Genomic DNA, 1,886 nt, shown 5'->3' on the forward strand with positions numbered 1-1,886 from the left:
AGGTATTGTCCGTAGCCGTTCTTTTTGAGCGGCTCGGCGAGGCGCACCAGCTGCTCCCTATCGATATACCCGAGAGAATAGGCGATCTCCTCGATGCAGGCGATCTTCAGCCCCTGCCGCCGCTCGATGGTGGCGATGAACTCCCCTGCCTCAAGCAAGCTCTCGTGCGTCCCGGTATCCAGCCAGGCATATCCTCTGCCCAGAAGCTCCACTCTGAGCCTGCCCCTCTTGAGATACTCGTTGTTCACGTCCGTGATTTCAAGCTCACCCCGCCACGACGGCTTAACCCCCTTTGCGATATCGACCACGGCATTGTCGTAAAAATAAAGACCGGTCACCGCATACTTCGATTTGGGAGCCCTTGGTTTCTCTTCAATGGAGAGCACCCTGCCGCTTTTATCGAATTCGACCACCCCGTACCGCTCGGGGTCATTCACATAGCAGCCGAACACTGTTGCACCGCCCTCAGTATTTACATCATGGACGGCCTTCCTGAGCAGCTCCGTCAGGCCATGGCCGTAGAAGATGTTGTCGCCCAGCACGAGACAGACATTGTCATCTCCCACAAACTCCTCCCCCAGGATGAAGGCCTCGGCAAGCCCGTTGGGATGCGCCTGCTCCTTGTACGACAGATGTAATCCCACGTGTGCACCGTCCCTGAATATCTCCTTAAACCGCGGCAGGTCCTGCGGGGTCGAGATGATCAGTATCTCCCTGATCCCTGCAAGCATGAGTACCGAAAGGGGATAGTAGATCATCGGCTTGTCGTACACCGGCAAAAGCTGCTTGCACACCGACAACGTCACCGGATACAGCCTTGTCCCGCTGCCGCCTGCCAATATTATGCCTTTCATGGTATCACCTTATATCTCTTTAGATTGTCGCTGCACGCCCGTTGTACATCCTCTCATAGTATTCCTGATAGGAATGGTCGAGCACTGATGCCACCCATTTCTGGTTTCCGAGATACCACTGTATGGTCGAGCGTATCCCTTCTTCGAAGGTCACCGAGGGGGCCCAGCCGAGCTCCTGTTTGATCTTGGTTGCATCGATGGCATACCGCCGGTCATGACCGGGACGGTCCTTCACATAGGTGATGAGCGAGCGGCGGGATCTGCCCCCCGGCAGAGGGCCAACCGTCTCGTCCAGAACATCACAGATGAGCCGCACGAGCTCTATGTTCTGCTTTTCGTTGTTGCCGCCGATGTTGTAGGTCTCCCCCGGCGTCCCCCTCTCCAGTACCGTGAGGAGTGCCGCACAGTGGTCCACGACATAGAGCCAGTCACGCACATTCCTGCCGTCGCCGTAGACCGGCAACGCCTTACCGTTCAGGGCATTGATGATCATCAGGGGGATCAGCTTCTCAGGGAATTGATAGGGGCCGTAGTTGTTGGAACAATTAGTAATAATAGTTGGCACCCCATACGTATGGTAATAGGCGCTCGCCAGGTGGTCCGAGGAGGCCTTGCTGGCAGAGTAGGGGGAGCGAGGGGCGTAGGGGGTGGTTTCAGTAAAAGAGCCCGTTGCTCCCAGAGAGCCATAGACCTCATCCGTGCTGACGTGCAGGAATCTTGGCTGACCACTGACCACTGATCGCTGATCGCTGTTCCAGGCCTTGCGGGCGGCTTCAAGGAGGACGAAGGTGCCCATGATGTTGGTGCGGATGAACTCCTCGGGACCCAGGATGGACCGGTCCACATGCGACTCGGCGGCAAAGTGCACAACGGTGTCGATCCGCGCGTCGGCAAAGAGCTGCTCCACTACGGCACGGTCGCAGATGTCGCCCTTTATAAAACGATAGCGTGTATCATTTTCGATATCGGTCAGGTTGTTAAGATTGCCCGCATAGGTGAGCTTGTCCAGATTGACAAGACGGCACTCCGGCA

Annotated in this window: 2 protein-coding genes; both read right to left on the reverse strand. The window is 56.6% G+C overall.

Going from position 1 to position 1,886, the window contains the following annotated elements; genetic code table 11:
• On the reverse strand, positions 1 to 854 hold an 854-nt coding region (rfbA, locus tag AB1555_20020; GenBank protein MEW6248965.1), incomplete at its 3' end, for a glucose-1-phosphate thymidylyltransferase RfbA.
• A 19-nt stretch (positions 855 to 873) separates the two neighbouring features.
• A partial coding sequence (rfbB, locus tag AB1555_20025) for a dTDP-glucose 4,6-dehydratase (protein MEW6248966.1) occupies positions 874 to 1,886 on the reverse strand: 1,013 nt, incomplete at its 5' end.

Source organism: Nitrospirota bacterium, assembly GCA_040755395.1.
Lineage (GTDB): Bacteria > Nitrospirota > Nitrospiria > Nitrospirales > Nitrospiraceae > DATLZU01.